Raw genomic sequence first — 18,380 nt, 5'->3', positions numbered from 1 at the left:
TGAAGGGCGCCCACTCCTCTATTGGCCACACGACAAGCCCGATTTGGGCCTAGGCTTAAACCCGGTGCGCCACCGTGGTCATCACCTTGGACGCCATCTGCATCATGGCCTTGACGGGGCCGGGCAGCTCGACCGCCCCGGCCTGCATGGCCATCTGGGCATGGGCCATTTCATCGGCTTTCATTTGCGCCACGATGGCGCGCGAGGCGCTGTCGGCGGCAGGCAAGCGGTCCATGTGACTTTGCAGGTGCGCCTCCACCTGCCGCTCGGTTTCGACCACAAACCCCAGGCTCACTTTGTCGCCACCCAGTTTGCCGGCGGCATAGCCAATGGCAAAGGCCCCCGCGTACCACAGGGGGTTCAAAAGAGAGGGGCGGTCTTTCAGGTCTTGGAGCCGCTGGTGGGTCCAGGCCAGGTGGTCCGTCTCTTCCCGGCTCGCCTCGGCCAGCTGGGCACGCAAGGCCGGGTCTTTGCAGGCCAGCGCCTGCCCGGTGTACAGCGCCTGGGCGCAGACCTCACCCACATGGTTCACGCGCATCAAGGCAGCCGCCTCGCGTCGCTCGGCATCGGTCAATGCCAACTCGGCAGTGGCAGCCAAGGGCATGGGGCGGCTGGCACGGGGCTCGGCCCACAGGGTGCGCAAAGCGCTGTCAGCGGCCAGGATCAAAGCGTGGGTGTTCATGTAAGCGAGCTTATCAAAGTGCGCTGAATTCTGGCGTGAAGGCGGTGGTGGGCCAGTTGTTGGTCAAATTTTGAAGCAATTCCTTATTCAACCGATGCTTTTGAGAATCTTCGGAAGTCATTGAATTTATTGATAAAAGTAGAGCTAAAGGGATTCAATTGAAAACAGTTGCCGTGGGGTTGTTGCAACGATGCAACGGAAAAGACCTTTATTCGTAGAAATTCTTTGAAAAGCCGCATGGCTCTGGTGCAATACGCTCAACCTTCCGAATTTGGAGGTTGGCTAAGTGTTCAGGCAGGTGTCTTCCACCTGGTGGATTCGAAGCTCTTTTTTAAACTTTGGAGAAATTTGCAATGAAAAAAACTCTGATTGCTCTGGCTGCTGTTGCTGCCACCGGCGCTGCTTTCGCACAATCCACCGTGGCTTTGTCGGGTACTTTTGACTTGAGCGTTCAAAACGCCAAGAACGACGTCGGTTCAGCCACCAGCATGTCCAAGAACGGCATGGCTTCTTCGCGTATCCAGTTCGCTGGCACCGAAGACCTGGGCGGCGGCATGAAAGCCAACTTCACATGCGACACCACTTTGACGCCCAATGCTGGCGTTGCTTACGCTAGCGCCTCTGCTTCTGCATCAGCAACCACCAGCTTCTGCGACCGTATTGGCTTGGTCGGCGTTCAAGGTGGCTTTGGTCGCGTTGACTTGGGTGGTGACTACACCCCCCTGTTCCGCATCACCGGCATCGCTGATCCCTTCGGCACCAACGGCGTTGGCAGCTGGTACAACCTGGGCGGTGTCATTGCTCGTGGCGTAGACTTGGCCACCACTAGCATCAGCTCTGGTGTTTATGTGCAAGGCTTAACCAACGCGTCTCTGGCCAGCCCTTGGTACGCCAGCGCTGCTGCTGCCAGCGCTGCCAGCGGTGCACGTTTAACCGAATCTGTTGCCAGCGTGAACGCAGCCCGTGCCAACAACACCATCACTTACAGCACTCCCGTGTTCAATGGTGTTCAAGCTGTTGCCATGTACATGGTCGACGGTAACGCCAGCACCAACACAACTGGCAAGCTGGGTGCAGGTACTTCCTTGCGCGTTCGTTACGATGCAGGTCCTCTGACTTTGGCTGTGGGTACACAGACCATCAAGCACGGCGTCACAACCACCACAACTGCCAACGTGGGCACCACCATCTTGGCTGGTAGCTATGACTTCGGCGTTGCCAAGGCAACTTTTGGTTACCAGACTCAAAAGCTGGAAAGCCTCAAGGGCACAGACACCATCTTGGGTCTGATTGTGCCCATGGGTGCCAACACCATCAAGGCCAGCTACGCCATCAAGTCGGTTGACACAGCCAATAGCACTGGCGAGTTCGGTGCCAAGCAGTTGGCCTTGGGCATTGCTCACGCTCTGAGCAAGCGCACTGACGTTTACGCACAATACGCTCGCGTGACCAACGATGCCAACGCTCAGTATGGTGTGTTGACTCCTACAGCTGGCTCGTCTGCCACTGCTTACCAAGTCGGCGTGCGCCACGCTTTCTAATTTGACGCTGGCGCAAGCCAGTTGAGAGTTAAAAGACCAAAAAACCCACCGTGGCAACACGGTGGGTTTTTTTATGAGCCCCGCCTTATTGCTGCGGTATCCCTGCTTTTAGGATCACTTCACGCCAGCGCTGGATGTCGGCGTCCAGCAGTTGCGCCAGTTGCGTCGGGGTGCTGGATTGGGCTTGCACATTGAAGCTGGCCAGGCGTTGCACCATCTCCGGCTCGGTCAGTATCTTGGCCACTTCGGTGTGCAGGCGCTGCACAATCGGCTGGGGTGTTTTGCCGGGCGCGGCCAGTGCGTTCCAAGATGACACATTGAAGCTGCTCAGACCCGGCAGTTCGCGCACCACCGGCACCAGCGGCAGGTCCGGGGGGCGCTTGGCACCCATCACGCCCAGCAGGCGCACAGCTTTGGCGTTGATTTGCGGTTTGAGCGGGCCCAGAATTTCGACGGCCGCATCGATTTGTCCGCCGCGCAAGGCATGGATGACCGCGGGTGTGCCGTTGTAGGGAATGATTGGCGCGATCAGGTTGGCTTGGGTGCGCAGCAACTCGGCCGCCAGGTGCTGCGTGCTGCCGATGTTGATGGTGCCGATGTTCAGCTTGCCCGGGTTGCTGCGGCCAAAGCCGATCAGATCAGCCAGGGTTTGGTGCGGCGATGCTTCGGGCACCACGATGGCGATGTCAAACAGGCCCAGCAACGAAATCGGTGCAAAGTCGGTGCGTGGGTTAAACGGCAGTGACTTGAACAAACCAGCGCTCACGGCGGTGCCGTTGGACATCAGCAGCAAAGTGTGGCCATCGGGATCGGCCTTGGCCACCAACTCGGCGGCCACAATGCCCCCTGCCCCGGGGCGGTTGTCGATGACCACCGGCTGTCCCACGTTCGTCGAGAGCTTTTGCGCCACAGCGCGCGCCGTCAGATCGGCCACCCCGCCCGCGCCAAAGGGCACCACGATGCGCATGGGTTTTGACGGGAAAGTGGTTTGGGCTTGAACGAGGCCCAGCGGGAGCGTGGTCAAGGCGGCTTGGACCAGTTGGCGGCGGTTCATCATGCGGGTTGCTCCTGAGTCGTTGATGGCAGCAGATGGATCAAAATGATCAAAGATTATGCAAGCCATTTGTTCTTGCATGGGTGTTCAAAGGGCAAGCATGGTTTTTTGGCGTTCATGGGCAGGCTGGATCGCGCTGTGGGGATGTGCCATGGCCTTAGGCGGTTGCGCCCAGCTGGACAAGGCGGACACCAGTGCGCCCAAGGTCCTGACCAAACCCGCGGGTGCCCCCTTGGCGTTCAGCCCCCAGGACAAAGCGCGCTGGGAATCGGTCAAGCTGCCGGGTAAATTGGTCACCGAGTTCAGGCTTGCCCAGAAAGACGGCCAAACTGCCTTGAGCGCCCACGCACAAGCGTCGGCCAGCATGCTGCGCCAGCGGCTGAATGTGCCTGGAGCCCAATTGGGGCGGCTGCAATTTGCATGGCAAATTGACAACCTGATGGCCGAGGCCGACATGGGCGAGCGCGACAGCGAAGACGCCCCCGTGCGGCTGATTTTGGCTTTTGAAGGGGACCGCAGCCGGTTTTCTGCCAAAAACGCCATGCTCAGCGACCTGACCGAGGCGCTCACCGGCGAGCCCTTGCCCTATGCCACGCTGATGTATGTCTGGTGCAACCGCCGCCCGGTGGAATCGGTCATCCTCAACCCCCGAACGGACCGGGTGCGCAAGCTGGTGCTGGAATCGGGCGCACAGCATGTCAAGCAATGGCGGCAATACCAGCGCGATGTGCGTGCCGACTTTGAAAAAGCCTTTGGCGAAGCGCCTGGCGCTTTGTTGGGCATGGCCATCATGACCGACAGTGACAACACCCGCGGCGACGTTCGGGCCTGGTACGGGGACATTCGGCTGGACTGAGCATGCACCAGTCCTGTGCGAGACAGGCCATTTGGGGGAATTCCCTCTCCCTGACACGGGCCTGAATGTTGCATAGTATGCAACTCTGTACATTCCATTCCATGATCAAGGTGACTTTCATGAAAAACGTCAACAATTTGTCCGTTCGCGCCACCACATTGGTGCTGTCTTTGGGTTTGGCGGGCCTGATGGGCGCCGCCACAGTGCAGGCCAAGCCTTTCAAGTGGTCCAGCGCCAGCGACATCCCCACGCTCGATATCCACTCGCAAAACAACGCACTGGGCAACGGCGTGCATGCGGCCATTTTTGACTCCTTGGTCTACTACAACAGCAAAACCTTCAAGATCGAACCCAAGTTGGCCACGTCCTGGAAAGAAATGTCGGCCACCCAGTACCGCTTCAATTTGCGCAAGGGCGTCAAATTCAGCGATGGCTCGGCCCTCACGGCCGACGATGTGGTGTTTTCTCTGGACCGCGCACGCGCCAAGACGTCCAACTTCAACGTCTACACCCAAGGCATGAGCCGCATCGTCAAGGTCGACGCCAACACGGTGGACATCATCTTGAGCGGCCCCAACCCGGTGCTGCTCAACCAAATGACCGAGCTGCGCATCATGAGCAAGGCCTGGGCCGAAAAGAACAAGTCGGTCGAGCCCAAAGATGCCAAGACCAAAGACGAAAACTTTGCCCACCGCAACGCCATGGGCAGCGGCCCTTACATGGTCAAAGAATGGCAACCTGACCAAAAGCTGGTGCTGGTGAAAAACCCCAACTGGTGGGGCTGGTCCGAGGCGCCCACCAACGTGACCGAAGTCATTTACACCCCCATCAAGAACGAAGCCACGCGTGCCGCGGCCTTGCTTTCGGGTGAAATTGACTTTGTGCTCGACCCCAGCCCTCAAGATCTGGGCCGCATGCGCAACAACGCCAACCTGAAGGTGGTCGACGGCATCGAAAACCGCACCATTTTCTTGGGCATGGACCAGCACCGTGACGAGCTGCCCGGCTCCAGCGTCAAGGGCAAGAACCCGCTCAAGGACGTGAAAGTGCGTAAGGCGCTGTACCAGGCCATCGACATCGACACCATCCACCGCGTGACCATGCGCGGCTTGTCGCAAAATACCGGCGCTTTGGTGGCTCCTCAGGTCAATGGCTGGACCAAAGCGGTGGACACCCGTTTCCCTTATTCGCAAGACGCCTCCAAAAAGCTGCTGGCCGAGGCTGGCTACCCCAACGGCTTTGAGGTGGACTTTGCCTGCCCCAACAACCGCTACATCAACGACGAAGAGATCTGCCAGGCCATCACCGCCATGTGGGCCAAGGTTGGCGTGAGGGCCAAACTGCGCACCATGCCTTTGGTGACGTATTTCCCCATGATCCAGCGCTACGAAGCCAGCATCTACATGCTGGGCTGGGGCGTTCCGACCTTTGACGGCTTGTACAGCCTGCAGTCGCTCACCCGCTCGGTGGGCACAGGCGGCGACGGCAACTACAACGTGGGCCGCTACAGCAACACCCGCATGGACTACATCGTGGACCGCGTGAAAACCGAGACCGACTTGCCGGTGCGCAACCGCCTGATGACCGAAGGTCTGCAGTTGCAAAACGACACCGTGGCGCACATCCCGCTGCACAACCAGGTGATCCCTTGGGCGATGAAGAAAAACGTCGACGTGGTGCACCGCCCTGACAACCGCCTTGACTGGTCGCTGATCAAGGTCAATTGATGCTCGCATTCATTTTGCAGCGGCTGATCCAGGCCGTGGTCGTCATGGTCACGGTCGCTTTCATTGCGTTTTTGCTGTTTCAGTATGTGGGCGATCCGGTGGTGTTCTTGCTGGGGCAAGACGCCACCAAAGAGCAGATCGACATGTTGCGTGCCGATCTGGGTCTGGACCAACCGTTCTTTGTGCAGTTTGGCCACTTTTTGTCCAACGCGGTCCAAGGCGAGTTTGGCCTGAGTCTGCGCCAGGGTGCCAAGGTCTCGCGCTTGATTGCCGAGCGCTTGCCCGCCACCTTGGAGCTGGCCCTGGTGGCCGCCACCATGGCGCTGGTCATTGGCATCCCCATGGGGGTCTACGCGGCCTTGCGCCGGGGCACCTGGGCCAGCCAACTGATCATGACCGTGTCGCTGCTGGGGGTGTCGCTGCCCACTTTCCTGATCGGCATTTTGCTGATCTTGGTGTTCGCCGTGATGCTCGGCTGGTTCCCCAGCTTTGGCCGGGGTGACGTGGTGCAAATGGGCTGGTGGTCGAGCGGCTTGATGACGGCCAAGGGCTGGCACCACATCGTGCTGCCGGCCGTCACGCTGGCAATTTTTCAGCTCACGCTGATCATGCGCTTGGTGCGGGCCGAGATGCTGGAGGTGCTGCGCACCGACTACATCAAGTTCGCACGCGCACGGGGTTTGTCCAACCGGGCCATCCACTTTGGTCACGCGCTGAAAAACACCTTGGTGCCCGTGCTCACCATCACCGGTTTGCAGCTGGGCGGCCTGATTGCTTTTGCCATCATCACCGAGACGGTGTTCCAGTGGCCCGGCATGGGCTTGCTGTTCATCCAGGCGGTGACGTTTGCCGACATCCCGGTCATGGCCGCCTACCTGTGCCTGATCGCGCTGATCTTTGTGGCCATCAACCTGATCGTGGACTTGCTCTACTTTGTGGTGGACCCGCGTCTGCGCGTGGGCAAGCCCGGGGGTCATTGAACGTGGGTGCTTCTTTGCAATCGGTGTTGGGGCGGGGCGCGGCATTTGCGCGCATCGCCCAGTTCCATCCCGAGCTCACGGCTTTTCGGCGCGACCTGCACGCCCATCCCGAGCTGGGGTTTGAAGAGGTCTACACCGCGGGCCGCGTGGCCGAGATGCTCAAGCTGTGTGGCGTCGACAGCATCCACACCGGCATCGGCCAAACCGGCGTGGTGGCTTTGGTGCATGGTCAGGGCCGCTCGGCCCACAACCCGGGCCGCATGATCGGTCTGCGGGCCGACATGGACGCGCTGCCGCTGACCGAGTTCAACGAGTGCACCTGGAAATCTGGCACGCCCGGCCTGATGCACGGCTGCGGCCACGACGGCCACACGGCCATGCTGATGGGCGCGGCCCGGTACCTGGCCGAAACCCGGCGTTTTGATGGCACAGCGGTGCTGATTTTTCAGCCCGGCGAAGAAGGTTTCGCGGGTGCGCGCGCCATGATGGAGGACGGCTTGTTCGAGCGTTTCCCGTGCGAGCAGGTCTACGCCCAACACAACTCGCCCGAGACGCCTTTGGGCGTGATCGGCATCACCCCAGGCCCCATGCAGGCGGCAGTCGACCGGATCGAGATCCACATCCGAGGCAAAGGCGGCCATGGCGCCCGCCCGCACCAGGCCGTCGACCCGGTGCTGGTGGCGGGCCACATCATCACCGCTGCGCAAAGCGTGGTGGCCCGCAACCTGTCGGCCTTTGACCAGGCGGTGGTCAGCATTTGTTCGATGCAAGGCGGCCACCCCGGGGCCATGAGCGTAATCCCCGGCGAGGTGACTTTGGTGGGCACGGTGCGCACTTACAGCGAGACCGTGCAAGACCAGATCGAAGACCGCTTGCGGTCTTTGTGCAACGGCATCGCCCAGGGCTTTGGCGCATCGGCCGAATTGACCTATGAGCGCGTCTACCCCGCCACCGTGAACACCGTGTCCGAGGCGCAATTTGCCTGCGACGTGGCAGCGGCCTTGGTGGGCGAAGACAAGGTCTGGCGCAACATGCTGCCCAGCATGGGTGGCGAGGATTTTTCTTTCATGCTGCAGGCCAAACCCGGGGCGTACATCCGCATCGGCCAAGGTCTGCCCCACGGCCCGGGCCCCCACCCGTTGCACAACAGCCGTTACGATTTCAACGACGAGATCCTGCCTTTGGGCGCGGCCTTGCACGCCAGTTTGGTGGAGCAGGCTTTGCCCTTAGGCACCACGGTCAAGCCCTGACCGCCTTTCACTTTCAACCACAGGAGTTTTCTCATGCGCACTTCCAAACTCTCCCGCTCGCTGGTGGCAGCGGCCATCGTCTCGGCTTTGTCCTTGGGCGCTGCACACGCAGCCACCGTGCGCATCGCCAACCAGGGCGACGCCTTGTCGATGGACCCGCATTCGCTCAACGAATCCCTGCAACTGAGCGTGACCAACAACGTCTACGAATCGCTGGTGGGCGTGAGCAAAGACCTGAAGTTCGAACCCGGACTGGCTTCTTCGTGGAAGCAGACATCGCCCACTGTGTGGCGTTTTGAGCTGCGCAAGAACGTGCGCTTCCACGACGACACACCTTTCACGGCCGATGACGTGGTGTTCTCGATCAACCGCGCTGCGGGCGAAGGCTCGGACATGCGCAGCAACACCAACGACATCAAGGAAGTGCGCAAGGTGGGCAGCCACACCATCGAGATCGAAACCAAGGCCCCTTTCCCTATCTTGCCCAACGTTTTGTCGACCGTGTACATCATGAGCAAGAAGTGGTGCGAGGACAACCAGGCCACGCGGCCTGTGGACCGCCGCAAGGGCATTGAAAATGCCGCTTCCTTCCGCGCCAACGGCACAGGCCCCTACCGCCTGCGCGAGCGCCAGCCCAATGTGCGCACCACCTTTGTGCGCAACGGCAACTACTGGGGCAAGATCGAAGGCAACGTCGATGAAGTCATCTTCTCCGTGATCTCCAACGACCCCACCCGCGTGGCGGCTTTGTTGTCGGGCGAGATCGACATCATGGAGCCCGTGCCCGTGCAAGACGTGCCCCGCATCAATGCCGGTGCCAACACCCGCGCTCTGGTGGCACCCGAGCTGCGCACCATCTTTTTGGGCATGGATCAAAAGCGTGACGAACTGCTGTACTCCAGCGTGAAGGGCAAGAACCCCTTCAAGGACAAGCGCGTGCGCCAGGCCTTCTACCAGGCCATCGACATCGAGGGCATCAAGCGCACCGTGATGCGCGGCGCCTCCAACCCCAGCGCCTTGATGGTGGGCCCCGGCATCAACGGTTACAACCCAGACCTGAACAAGCGCTTGCCCTTTGACCCAGAAGCTTCCAAGAAGCTGTTGGCCGATGCCGGTTACCCCACGGGCTTTTCGGTGGACATGAACTGCCCCAACGACCGTTATGTGAACGACGGCCAGATCTGTGAGGCCGTGGCTGCCAACTTGGCACGGGTGAACATCAAGATCAACCTGAAGGCCGAGACCAAGGGCACTTATTTCCCGAAAATTTTGCGCCGCGACACCAGCTTCTATTTGCTGGGTTGGACCCCCAGCACCTACGACGCCCACAACGCCCTCAATGCCTTGATGCGCTGCGTGGACGACAAAGGCACGGGCCAGTTCAACCTGGGCGCTTATTGCAACCCCAAGGTGGACGAGCTGACCGTGAAAATCCAGAGCGAAACCGACCAAGCCAAGCGCAATGCCATGATCAAAGAGGTCTTCGAATTGCACAGTGCAGACATCGGTCACCTGCCTTTGCACCAGCAAGCGCTGGCCTGGGGCACCAGCAAAAAGGTCACATTGGTGCAGCGCGGTGACAACTACATGCCGTTCAAGTCCATCTCCATCAAGTAATACATGAACGCACTGAAACGTTGGCTGAACAGCGACGTCGGTTACAGCTTCCGCCAATCGCCCACCGCGATGGTGGCGGCTGGCATCGCTTTCGTCTGTCTGTTTTGTTCGGTTTTTGCCGGCTGGGTGGCGCCCACCAACCCGTTTGACCTGGCCACGCTGGAGCTGAGCGATGCCCGCTTGCCCCCCGCCTGGATGGACGGGGGCTCCACCAAGTTTTTGCTCGGCACCGACGATCAGGGGCGTGACATTTTGTCGGCCCTGATCTACGGCTCGCGCATCTCTTTGGTGGTGGGCTTGGCCTCGGTGGTCTTGTCGGTGGTGGTGGGTGTGGGCCTGGGTTTGCTGGCGGGTTTCAAAGGCGGCTGGATCGACGCTTTGCTCATGCGCTTGTGCGATGTGATGCTGTCTTTCCCCGCCATTTTGGTGGCGCTGCTGATTGCAGGGGTGGGCCGAGCCCTGTTCCCCAATGCGCACGAGTCGCTGGCTTTTGGCGTGTTGATTTTGTCGATCTCGTTGACCGGTTGGGTGCAGTACGCCCGCACAGTGCGCGGCACCACCTTGGTCGAGCGCAACAAGGAATACGTGCAGGCCGCACGCGTGACGGGTGTGGCCCCTTTGCGCATCATGGCCAAGCATGTGCTGCCCAACGTGATGGGACCGGTCATGGTGTTGGCCACCATCCAGGTGGCCACGGCCATCATCACCGAGGCGACGCTGTCGTTTTTAGGCGTGGGCGCACCGCCCACCTCGCCCTCTTTGGGCACGCTCATTCGCGTGGGCAACGATTATTTGTTCTCGGGCGAGTGGTGGATCACGATTTTTCCGGGCCTGATGCTGGTGCTGATCGCCTTGTCGGTCAACCTGCTGGGTGACTGGTTGCGCGACGCGCTGAATCCGAGATTGCGATGAGTCTTTTACAAGTCAACAACCTGGTGGTGGAATTCCCCAGCCGCCACGGCACCTTGCGTGCGCTGGACCATATTTCTTTCGACATCGCCCCCGGTGAAATTTTGGGGGTGGTGGGCGAGTCGGGCGCAGGCAAGTCGCTCACGGGCGCGGCCATCATTGGCTTGCTGGAGCCGCCGGGCCGTGTGGCCGGTGGGCAGATCTTGCTCGAAGGCCAGCGCATTGACCACCTGAACAATGACCAGATGCGCCACATCCGGGGCCGCAAGATCGGTGCGATTTTTCAGGACCCTCTGACCTCGCTCAACCCGCTGTACTCCATTGGGCGGCAGCTGACCGAAACCATCCTGGCCCACCTGCCTGTGACGCCCCAGGAGGCGCGGCAACGCGCCATCCAGCTGCTCAAGGACACCGGCATTTCGGCCGCCGAAGAGCGCATTGACCATTACCCGCACCAGTTCTCGGGCGGCATGCGCCAGCGCGTGGTGATTGCGCTGGCCTTGGCCGCCGAGCCTCAACTGATTGTGGCCGACGAGCCCACCACGGCGCTCGATGTGTCCATCCAAGCGCAAATCATCAGTTTGCTCAAAAAGGTCTGCAAAGACCGTGGCGCTGCGGTCATGCTGATCACGCACGACATGGGCGTGATTGCCGAGACCTGTGACCGCGTGGCCGTGCTGTATGCCGGGCGCGTGGCCGAGATTGGTCCCGTGCACCAGGTCATCAACCACCCCGCACACCCATACACCGCTGGTCTGATGGCCTCGATCCCCGACATGGACAGTGACCGCGAACGCCTCAACCAGATCGACGGCGCGATGCCGCGCCTGAACGCCATCCCGCAGGGCTGCGCCTTCAACCCGCGCTGCCCCAAAGCCTTCGACCGATGCCGCCAGGACCGGCCCGATCTCGTCCAAGCCGGTGAAACCCAAGCCGCTTGCTGGCTGCACGATGGGAGTGCCGCATGAGCGACAACATGACCAACACCAAGCCGCAGCCTTTGGTCGTGGCCCACGACTTGGCCAAAACCTTCGACGTCTCGGCCCCTTGGCTCAACCGTGTGATCGAGCGCAAGCCGCGCCAGATGCTCAATGCCGTGGATGGCGTGAGCTTCGAGATCGAGCGCGGCAAAACCTTGGCCCTGGTGGGCGAGTCCGGCTGCGGCAAGAGCACCGTGGCCCGCTTGCTGGTGGGCCTGTACGAGCCCACACGCGGCGGCCTGACCTTTGATGGGCAAGACGCGCACGCCGCCTTCAAATCGAACCATGCCAAGGCCATGCGCCAACGCATCCAGATGATTTTCCAAGACCCCTATGCCAGCCTGAACCCACGCTGGACGGTGGACAACATCATTGGCGAGCCACTCAAAGAGCATGGCCTGATCAGCGATGAAGAAGAGCTCAAAGCCCGTGTGGCCGAACTGCTCAAGTCCGTGGGCCTGTCACCGCTCGACATGGTCAAGTACCCGCACCAATTCTCGGGCGGGCAGCGCCAGCGCATCTCGATCGCCCGGGCCCTGGCCACCGCGCCGGAGTTTTTGGTGTGCGACGAGCCGACCTCGGCGCTGGACGTGAGCGTGCAGGCGCAGGTGCTCAACATCATGAAAGACCTGCAGCGCGAGCGGGGTCTGACGTATTTGTTCATCAGCCACAACCTGGCGGTGGTGCGCCATGTGAGTGACCAGGTGGGCGTGATGTACCTGGGCCGCTTGGTGGAGTTGGCCGACAAACACACTCTGTTTGGCAACCCGCAGCACCCCTACACCCGCATGCTGCTGGACGCGATTCCAAAAATGCACGACACCGGCCGCGCCCGCACGCCTGTGCAAGGCGAAGTGCCCAACCCGCTCAACCCACCGAGCGGCTGTACCTTCCACCCCCGTTGCCCACAAGCCACCGACATCTGCCGCGCCGAGCGCCCGCCGCTGCGCGATTTCAAAGGCATCAAGATCGCTTGCCACGCGGTGGTGTGAGGGGATTGCGATCCTCGACCTGAACGGGGGTCAATGCCCAACTTAGGCACAGTCAGCCAATCAAACCTAGCACCATAAAAAAACCCACCGTGTTGCCACGGTGGGTTTTTTGGTCTTTTAACTCTCAACTGGCTTGCGCCAGCGGGGAATTAGAAGGAGTGACGCAGGCCGATGGCGATACCAGTCGAGCTGTTGTTAGCCGCTGCGCCAGTAACGCCGGTGTAATAGGCTGTGCCGCCGTCTGTGTTTTCGACTTTGGAGTAAGCGAAGTAAGCCATCGTACGCTTGGACAAGGAGTAGTCAGCGCCAATACCGAATTGCGTACCTTTAGTTTCAGTACCGACAACGTTCATTGTGGATGCTGCGTAAGATGCTTTCAAGTTGGTGGCGCCCATTGGCACAACAACGCCAAACAAGTTGGTCTTGTTGGTGGAAAGACCAGCTGTTTTTGTCAGCTCTTCTTTTGCGTTGGTGAACACAACCTTGGCAACGCCCAAGTCATAAGTAGCGGACAAAGCAGATTGTGTGTACTCGCCGTTAGTTGCCAGAGAAGTGCTAGCGACAGCTGCATCAACTGTGCCCTTGGTGGTCTGGGTACCGTAAGCAACCATGATAGGACCGTTGCTGTATTTGACAGCAATGGAAGTGCCGTCGCCGTCTTTGGCTTTCGCACCAGCAGTGGTGCTGTCGCTCTTGTTCTCACCGTAGAAAGCTTGCAGCTTGGCTTCAAAACCGTTGATTTTTGGCGTCATGTAACCAATCATGTTGGACGCACCGGAGGTGGTGGCTTGCTTGTTCACAACACCCAAGTTCAGCATCATGTTGTTGCCGCTGACAGGACCGTTAGTGCCGAACACGTCAGCAGCAGCCACACCCCACTGGAAAGCGGATGTATAGTCACGGCCCAAACGAACTTCACCGAAGCCGCCAGAGACGCCCACATGAGCGTAACGGTTGAATGTCAGGCCTTGTGCGCCGCCAATACCCGTTGTCACGCCGGCAGTAACTGCACCACCAGCAACTTGGTTATTGGTATTGCTAGCAGAGCCGACACCGCTGTCTGTAGACAGGCTACCTTCGAGTTTGAAAATGCCTTTCAAACCGCCACCCAGATCTTCTTCACCACGGAAGCCAATCAGGCTGGAAGTCATCTGTGAACCAGACAAGCCAGTAATTTTGGAAGTGCCGTTCTTGTACTGTGTGTATGCAGTATCAAGGTTGCCGTAGATGGTCACGGTGGATTGTGCGAAAGCAGTGCCCGAAACGGCTGCCAATGTAGCCAGAGCAGCTAGATTGAAATACCACGTCTAGTGTCTTCCCGAACAGACATGGTGGTCAGTCTGTCATAACGTAGCCAACATGGTCATTGAATTCACAAATGTAGGCAAATTAGTTGGCTTAAATGATTTTTTGTCGGACGCTTTGGGTTCGGTGAGTGATTGTGGAAATTCGCCACTTTTGGTTCTCCATGAGAACAAGCCGGCTTTCTATGTCGTACCAGCCAAAGCTTGGGCCTCTATTTGTGGGCAGCCCCAAGCACTAGAGCGTGTTGGTGCTGGGGAAGACGGCATTGTGGAACGCACCACACCTCACCCCCCCTCAAACCCACGAACAGCGCAAAACGGGTTCGCGGTCCCAGCTCAGTCAGAACAGCGTGATTTCGAGAAAAAGAACAACTTCGCGACACTGGCTGCCAAGTTGTTGGACCTTGAGTGGGAGCGTGTTGAACGGCATGAATTCTGCGCTGGATCGGTCGGTATTCAAAAGAACAGACTCGATGCACATGTCTTGCCCTTCTTTCGCTATGTCGCCCCCACACAGGTGACCCATGTCGATTTGGAGGGATTCGTTTCTCGCTTGACGCAACACCAGTTGAGCGCGACCACCATTTCTCAATACCTGGTGTTGGTACGAAAGTTATTGAAGCTGGCCGTACGCCAAGGCTTGCTCAAAGAAGTCCCCGAGTTTCCGCGTATCAAAGTGGGAACACAACCCAGGGCCATGTTGTCACTGGACGAGTACCGAAAACTCGCATCCACTGCATTGAAGATGTCACGTTCGAGTGTGTCGGCACCACCGCTTAAATCGACAGAGGGCCGTCGTGATCGGTTTTGGGTGGCGCCCAGAAACATGCTGCTGGCCCCGGACATGTTTTGGGTCATACGCTTTATGGTCAATGCGTTTGTGAGGCCAGGGGATCTCAGGCAGCTGAAAAACAAACATGTCACCGTGGTGCGTGGTGAGACGGTTTATTTGCGACTGAATTTGCCCGAAACCAAGAAACACAACAAGCCGATCGTCTCGATGCAAGCGGCCGTACAAGTTTATGAGGCCGCATTGCGCCATACCAAGTCACAAGGATTGGGCAGTCCAGAAGATTATGTTTTCCTGCCTGCTGAGAAAGATCGAAATTACGCTTTGGCTGTGCTAGGGTTCTGGTTCAAATGGGTGATGCGAGAGGCTGGTCTGCCGACCACAGACGACAAAAACCGACCTCGGACCCTGTATTGCCTACGCCATACGTCGATCATGTTTCGATTGCTTTATGGGCAAGGCATCGACATGCTGACACTGGCCCGAAATGCACGCACTTCTGTTCAGATGATCGAGCGCTTTTATGCGTCGTCTCTAGATGGTGAAATGAATGTTTTGATGATTCAAAGCCGACGAACGAAAAAGAGCAAGACTTGATCTGAGGGCGGCGCTTCCTGCACGGTCACGGACAAGCTGCCTGCGCTCAAATGACAGAACTGCTGAGTGATCACGACGTTTATGCGCTCCAAAGCATTCAACCCTTGGCGCGATAGGCTTTCCATAGCGGTGGCACCACCAGCAGCAGAGCTGCTATCGCCATCAAGCCCCCCGACAAGGGCCGCGTGAAGAAGGTGGACCAGTCGCCTTGGCTGATGGTCAGGGCTTGGCGCATCGACTGTTCACCGAGGGGCGCTAGGATCAGGCCCACGATCAGGGGGGCGGCAGGAAAGTCAAAGCGCCGCATGGTGTAGCCCAGCAGGCCAAAGACAAACAGCAAGCCCACATTGAATACCGAGTTGCCCGCACCGTAGACGCCGGCCGTCGAGATGACGATGATGCCGGCATACAGCCAAGGCGGCGGGATCTTGAGCAGCTTGACCCACAGGCTCACCAGCGGCAGGTTGAGCACCAGCAAGATCACGTTGCCAATGTAGAGGCTGGCGATCAGGGTCCACACCAGGCTGCCTTGCTGGCTGAAGAGTTGTGGCCCGGTCTGGATGCCATAGCCCTCAAAGGCCGACAGCATGATGGCGGCGGTGGCCGAGGTGGGGATGCCCAGCGTTAGCAGGGGCATCAACACACCGGCGGCGGCCGCGTTGTTGGCCGCTTCGGGGCCGGCCACGCCTTCGATGGCGCCGTGGCCAAATTCTTCGGGGTGCTTGGAGAGTTTTTTCTCGGTGTAGTACGACAGCAAGGTGGGCAACTCGGCCCCGCCTGCAGGCATGGCGCCGATGGGGAAGCCAAAGAAGGCCCCGCGGAACCAGGCTTTCCAGGAACGGGCCCAGTCTTGTTTGCTCATCCACAGGCTGCCCGTCAGTTTCATGACTTCGCCGCCTTTGGACTCGCGGCCTTGCCAGGCCAGGTAGAGCGCTTCGCCCACGGCAAACAAGCCTACGGCCGCCACGGTCACTTCGATGCCGTCGAGCAATTCCGGGCGGCCAAAGGTGAAGCGGGGTTGACCGGTTTGCAAGTCCACACCCACCATGCCGAGCAGCAAGCCCAAGCCGAGTGCGACCAAGCCGCGCAGCATGGAGTTACCCAGCACCGCCGAGACCGCCACGACCGACAGCACCATGAGGCTGAAGTATTCGGCCGGGCCAAAGGCCAGCGCGGCCTCGACCACCCAAGGGGCGACAAAGGTCAGGGCCAGCGTGCCGATGGTGCCAGCCACAAAACTGCCGATGGCCGCTGTGGCCAGGGCTTGTCCTGCACGGCCGCTTCGGGCCATTTTGTTGCCCTCCAGCGCCGTGACCACCGCCGCCGATTCACCCGGGGTGTTGAGCAAGATGGAGGTGGTGGAGCCACCATACGCCGCACCGTAGTAGATGCCGGCGAACATGACGAACATGCTGGTGGCCGGCACATGGTAGGTCAGGGGCAGCAGCAAGGCGATGGTGAGGGCCGGGCCAATGCCCGGCAACACACCGACCAAGGTGCCGATAAAGCAGCCGACGAAGCCCCACATCAAGGTGGTGGGTTGCAGGGCAATGGCAAAGCCACCCATCAGGGCGTCAAAGGCTTCCATGGGGTATCCGATCGAAAAACGTGAAAACGGGCAGGCGCCTTGCGGCGCCACCGCGCGTTAAATCAGCCAAGGCAGGGCAGGGCCCAATCCCACGCCCAGCAATTGGGCAAATACAAACCAAAAGGTGCTGGCAATGGCCGTGCAGACCAGCGCAGACTGGAGGTTCAGGGGGGCATCGAAGGCGCGTGCCACGCCCATGCCGCACAGCGTGCCGGGGATGACAAAACCCAGGGGGATGACCAGGGCAATGAAGGCCACACCGCCGCCCAGCAAACTGAGCATGCGGATGTGGGCGCCAGGCAGGGGCGACTGGTCAGGGGCGAGGCTGTCGTCGGCTTGGCGACCGCGCCAAGCGCTGATGCCGTAGAGCACGGCAAAAGCGCTGAGCGCGGCCACGATCACGCCCGGGGCCAGCACAGGGCCCACGGTCATCTGCATCATGGATTCAGGGATGACCGACACCTGCCAAGCGGCCACCCCGCAAAGGACAGCCAGCAACAAGGCCACTCGAAAAGGCGTCATGCCAGGCCCAGTTCTTTCATCAAGACGGCTTTCTCTTCGATGTCCTTGGCCAGGTCGCGCTCAAAGGGGCGCTCGGTCATGAAGGCGTCGGTCCACTTGCGGGTTTCCAATTCCTGCTTCCAGGGGGCCGAGGCGTTGAGTTTGGTGACAAAGTCGATCATGGCTTCGCGTTGAGCAGCCGAGATGCCGGGGGGCGCGAACACGCCGCGCCAGTTGGATTCGGTCACGTTGATGCCCAATTCGGTCAAAGTGGGGACATTGACGCCAGGGATGCGGCGCTTGCCCGACACGGCCAGCGGGATCATGCGGCCGGCTTTGATTTGCTCTTCGAATTCGGAGTAGCCCGAAATGCCTGCGCTGACCTGGCCGCCCAAAATCGCCGCGTTGGCGGGGCCGCCGCCGGCAAAGGCCACATAGGCCGCTTCGCGCGGGTTCTTGCCCAAGGCCTTGATCAACATGCCCAAAATCAGGTGGTCGGTGCCGCCTGCGCTGCCACCGGCTACCGAGACGGCTTTGGGGTTGGCCTTGATGGCCGCTTCCAGCTCTTTCCAGGTCTTGATCTTGCCGTTGGCGGGCACCACGATCACGCCGGCTTCTTCGGTCAGGCGGGCAATCGGGGTCACGTCCTTGATGGTCACGGGGCTCTTGTTGGCGATACCTGCGCCGATCATGACCGAGCCGCCGACCATGAGGGTGTTGCCCTGGCCTTTGCGCTGGTTCACAAATCGGGGCAGACCGACCATGCCGCCGGCGCCACCGACGTTTTCAAACTGCATGGTGCCGACGAGACCTGCGGCCTTGGCGGCGCGCTCCATGGCACGGGCGGTGCCGTCCCAGCCGCCGCCGGGGGCGGCGGGCACAAACATGTGGATGCTGGAGATCAGCGGTTTGGCCTGGGCCCAAGCGGGCAGAGCCATGGAAGCACCAGCGGCAGCGCCGAGGGCCAGAAAGTCGCGTTTGGAAATGGACATGCGGGTCTCCTGTGTGAAAA

At 60.0% G+C, this 18,380-nt stretch carries 16 protein-coding genes; 10 read left to right on the top strand and 6 right to left on the bottom strand.

What is annotated here, in order from left to right:
- Positions 1 to 55: 55 nt before the first annotated feature.
- A complete protein-coding gene (gene coq7, locus LHAB_RS02295; RefSeq protein WP_090043742.1) occupies positions 56 to 682 on the bottom strand; it encodes a 2-polyprenyl-3-methyl-6-methoxy-1,4-benzoquinone monooxygenase in 627 nt (208 codons plus the stop codon).
- Between the two features lie 353 nt (positions 683 to 1,035).
- Here coq7 and LHAB_RS02290 point away from each other — a divergent pair, with 353 nt between their 5' ends.
- Positions 1,036 to 2,223 carry a porin gene (locus tag LHAB_RS02290; RefSeq protein ID WP_090043741.1) on the top strand — a complete coding sequence of 396 codons (1,188 nt, stop codon included), beginning with the start codon at positions 1,036 to 1,038 and terminating at the stop codon, positions 2,221 to 2,223.
- A gap of 85 nt (positions 2,224 to 2,308) precedes the next feature.
- Here the strand turns inward: LHAB_RS02290 and LHAB_RS02285 are convergent, their stop codons facing one another.
- Complete coding sequence (locus LHAB_RS02285; RefSeq protein ID WP_090043854.1) at positions 2,309 to 3,277, bottom strand: Bug family tripartite tricarboxylate transporter substrate binding protein; 969 nt, start codon at positions 3,275 to 3,277, stop codon at positions 2,309 to 2,311.
- A gap of 100 nt (positions 3,278 to 3,377) precedes the next feature.
- Here LHAB_RS02285 and LHAB_RS02280 point away from each other — a divergent pair, with 100 nt between their 5' ends.
- The 8 genes from LHAB_RS02280 (at position 3,378) to LHAB_RS02245 (ending at position 12,588) form a co-directional block, all read left to right on the top strand.
- Positions 3,378 to 4,133, top strand: a complete 756-nt coding sequence (locus tag LHAB_RS02280) for a DUF3047 domain-containing protein (RefSeq protein WP_228763317.1) — start codon at positions 3,378 to 3,380, stop codon at positions 4,131 to 4,133.
- A 119-nt stretch (positions 4,134 to 4,252) separates the two neighbouring features.
- Positions 4,253 to 5,860 carry an ABC transporter substrate-binding protein gene (locus LHAB_RS02275; protein ID WP_090043852.1) on the top strand — a complete coding sequence of 536 codons (1,608 nt, stop codon included), beginning with the start codon at positions 4,253 to 4,255 and terminating at the stop codon, positions 5,858 to 5,860.
- Positions 5,860 to 6,840: an ABC transporter permease gene (locus LHAB_RS02270; protein ID WP_090043740.1), complete on the top strand. Its 981-nt coding sequence runs from the start codon at positions 5,860 to 5,862 to the stop codon at positions 6,838 to 6,840. The genes LHAB_RS02275 and LHAB_RS02270 overlap by 1 nt, the downstream gene beginning before the upstream one ends.
- A gap of 2 nt (positions 6,841 to 6,842) precedes the next feature.
- Entirely contained in the window at positions 6,843 to 8,090 is a 1,248-nt protein-coding gene (locus LHAB_RS02265; protein WP_090043739.1) for a M20 aminoacylase family protein, read from the top strand.
- 33 nt (positions 8,091 to 8,123) lie between these two features.
- Positions 8,124 to 9,707, top strand: a complete 1,584-nt coding sequence (locus LHAB_RS02260; RefSeq protein WP_090043738.1) for an ABC transporter substrate-binding protein — start codon at positions 8,124 to 8,126, stop codon at positions 9,705 to 9,707.
- A 3-nt stretch (positions 9,708 to 9,710) separates the two neighbouring features.
- Positions 9,711 to 10,619: an ABC transporter permease gene (locus LHAB_RS02255; protein ID WP_090043737.1), complete on the top strand. Its 909-nt coding sequence runs from the start codon at positions 9,711 to 9,713 to the stop codon at positions 10,617 to 10,619.
- Complete coding sequence (locus LHAB_RS02250; RefSeq protein WP_090043736.1) at positions 10,616 to 11,584, top strand: ABC transporter ATP-binding protein; 969 nt, start codon at positions 10,616 to 10,618, stop codon at positions 11,582 to 11,584. Before LHAB_RS02255 ends, LHAB_RS02250 begins: the two co-directional genes overlap by 4 nt.
- Positions 11,581 to 12,588 (top strand): ABC transporter ATP-binding protein, encoded by a 1,008-nt coding sequence (locus LHAB_RS02245; RefSeq protein ID WP_228763316.1) that lies wholly within the window; start codon positions 11,581 to 11,583, stop codon positions 12,586 to 12,588. The genes LHAB_RS02250 and LHAB_RS02245 overlap by 4 nt, the downstream gene beginning before the upstream one ends.
- Before the next feature lie 149 nt (positions 12,589 to 12,737).
- Here LHAB_RS02245 and LHAB_RS02240 read toward each other — a convergent pair whose 3' ends face one another.
- On the bottom strand, positions 12,738 to 13,862 hold the full coding sequence (locus LHAB_RS02240) for a porin (protein WP_194943051.1): 1,125 nt from the start codon (positions 13,860 to 13,862) through the stop codon (positions 12,738 to 12,740).
- 85 nt (positions 13,863 to 13,947) lie between these two features.
- Between LHAB_RS02240 and LHAB_RS02235 the strand changes: the two genes are divergently transcribed.
- On the top strand, positions 13,948 to 15,279 hold the full coding sequence (locus LHAB_RS02235; protein WP_228763314.1) for a site-specific integrase: 1,332 nt from the start codon (positions 13,948 to 13,950) through the stop codon (positions 15,277 to 15,279).
- Between the two features lie 97 nt (positions 15,280 to 15,376).
- Here LHAB_RS02235 and LHAB_RS02230 read toward each other — a convergent pair whose 3' ends face one another.
- From LHAB_RS02230 to LHAB_RS02220, 3 genes are read right to left on the bottom strand one after another with little or no spacing between them, the layout of a single operon-like run.
- On the bottom strand, positions 15,377 to 16,867 hold the full coding sequence (locus LHAB_RS02230) for a tripartite tricarboxylate transporter permease (RefSeq protein ID WP_090043734.1): 1,491 nt from the start codon (positions 16,865 to 16,867) through the stop codon (positions 15,377 to 15,379).
- Positions 16,868 to 16,924: 57 nt separating this feature from the next.
- Positions 16,925 to 17,389, bottom strand: a complete 465-nt coding sequence (locus LHAB_RS02225; protein ID WP_090043733.1) for a tripartite tricarboxylate transporter TctB family protein — start codon at positions 17,387 to 17,389, stop codon at positions 16,925 to 16,927.
- Positions 17,386 to 18,360: a Bug family tripartite tricarboxylate transporter substrate binding protein gene (locus tag LHAB_RS02220; protein WP_090043732.1), complete on the bottom strand. Its 975-nt coding sequence runs from the start codon at positions 18,358 to 18,360 to the stop codon at positions 17,386 to 17,388. The genes LHAB_RS02225 and LHAB_RS02220 overlap by 4 nt, the downstream gene beginning before the upstream one ends.
- Between the last annotated feature and the right edge of the window lie 20 nt (positions 18,361 to 18,380).

Origin of the sequence: Limnohabitans sp. 2KL-27 (assembly GCF_001269345.1) — a bacterium.
Lineage (GTDB): Bacteria > Pseudomonadota > Gammaproteobacteria > Burkholderiales > Burkholderiaceae_C > Limnohabitans_A.
The sequence above is the reverse complement of the archived record's forward strand: the minus strand, read 5'-3'. Positions and strand labels throughout refer to the sequence as shown.